Consider the following 1857-nt stretch of genomic DNA (forward strand, 5'->3'; position numbering starts at 1 on the left):
GCAAGGCATACTCGGTGAACGTCGAGGGAAGCCGTATGCGGGAAATCCGCACGTACGGTTTGACGAGGGGTTGCTGGTCCGTGCGTGATTCCACGGCGGACTGGGGCCTACTCCACCCGGCTTGCGTGAGCGGGGACGCGAAGCGACGCGCCGCGGCACTGTACAGCGGCTGATTGATACGGAGCACCCATGACCGTCCACACCGACTATCTCTGGTTCAACACCAAGCAGCGGCGCGAGATCGTCCGCATCACCGCCGAAGTCGCCGCCATCGTGAAGACGAGCGGCGTGCAGGAAGGCATGGTGCTGGTCTCCGCGATGCACATCACCGCGGGCGTCTACGTCAACGACTGGGAGAGCGGGCTCATCTATGACATCCAGGCGTGGCTGGAGAAACTCGCGCCCGCCGGTCTCGACTACCGGCATCACCAGACCGGCGAAGACAACGCTGATGCCCATCTCAAGCGCACGATCGTGGGACACCAAGTGATGGTGCCCATCACGAAGGGAGCACTCGACCTGGGGCCGTGGGAGCAACTGTTCTACGCCGAGTTCGATGGCCAGCGCCGCAAGCGTGTCGTCGTCAAGGTCATGGGGCAGTGAGCGAGCCGTCCACATCCGTCGGCGATCCGCAAGCGACGGCTTCCCCTGAGCGGCAGATCAGGCCTTCGTCGTCGCCGCCTTTTCCCGGGCGGCCGTTCTCAGCAGCGAAATGCCGGTGTAGATCACGACCACGAACACCAGCCACGTCACCTTCTTGAGGTCCAGTTCCTTGATGACGAGCAGCGCCAGGGCTGAGCCGAACACGCCGCCGATCGCCAGGCCCACCGAGGCCCGATGGCTGTGCCGCTGCTTTCGTACAAACTGCATGCCGGCCACCGGCATCAGAAACGCACACGCCCCCATCATGATCGGGAACGCGGCGCGCGGGCTCATCCCGAGCATGCTGATGAGGATCATGGCCGGCGCGTAGTAGCCGATGCCGAGCGGCATGATCGACCCGAGGAAGAAGCTGCCAACCAGGCCAATCGCCCACCCGACTCCGCTCAGGCCGAGCGTCTCGCCGCCGGACGGCATCACGCCTGTCGCCTTGGCGAACATGAACCCGGCGGCGATGAGCAGTGCGACACCCATGCCCACCTGGATGGCGCGCCGCGGCATCTTCGCGACGACGCCCGCGCCGTACCATGAGCCGGCGACGGCCGCCGCGATCATCAGGACCAGCGTAGGCACGTCGACTTCGATGATGGCGATACCAATGAAGGCCTGCGTGATCGTGGGCAGGCAATGGCCAACATTGAGCGTGCCCGGGATCAGCTCATCGGCGACGAGCTTCCGGAGACGGACGTAGGTGGTGGTAGTGGCGAAGCTCCCGATGCCGAGCGCGTCGAAGAAGTTGGCAAAAAAGCCAACCGCGATGCGTTCGGCATCAGGCGCGCCCGGATCGGGCATGTCCGGGTGCTTCCGGGCCTCGGTGAACCAGACCGCGACGAACGCGATCGTCAGGATTCCGAGTGCGACAAACAGCGCTGCAATCACTCGCGCCTCCGTCTGGATCAGGAAACCGACTCGTTGCGGCAAATGTTGGGCGAATATATCATGCCGGAGCGCAACAACCACTCCGAGAGTACTGGTTGCGCCCGGGATTGGGGATTCGGGAGAACGGTGTGACGGCGGATTCCCTGGGAACGCCGGGCTCCAGCCCGGCTCCGGTCTTGGCCACGCTGGAGCGTGGCGATCCGTGCGCCTGTAAGTGTGCCATGACCCGAGAGGTGCAAGTCCTCTCCAGGCAAACGCTCTCCGGCCTGAAGCCGACGATTACTGCGCCGCCGCGAGGCGGGGTGGGGAGCTATCGGA

General features: G+C 64.7%; 2 protein-coding genes. One reads left to right on the plus strand and one right to left on the minus strand.

The window, feature by feature from the left end:
* Positions 1-189 precede the first annotated feature (189 nt).
* Positions 190-603 carry a secondary thiamine-phosphate synthase enzyme YjbQ gene (locus NT151_07315; GenBank protein MCX6538723.1) on the plus strand — a complete coding sequence of 138 codons (414 nt, stop codon included), beginning with the start codon at positions 190-192 and terminating at the stop codon, positions 601-603.
* Positions 604-660: 57 nt separating this feature from the next.
* On the opposite strand, the gene NT151_07320 is transcribed toward NT151_07315, so the two are convergent.
* Positions 661-1539, minus strand: a complete 879-nt coding sequence (locus tag NT151_07320; GenBank protein MCX6538724.1) for a sulfite exporter TauE/SafE family protein — start codon at positions 1537-1539, stop codon at positions 661-663.
* Positions 1540-1857 lie beyond the last annotated feature (318 nt).

This window comes from Acidobacteriota bacterium (genome assembly GCA_026393675.1).
In the GTDB taxonomy this organism is placed as follows: Bacteria; Acidobacteriota; Vicinamibacteria; order Vicinamibacterales; family JAKQTR01; genus JBAXOX01.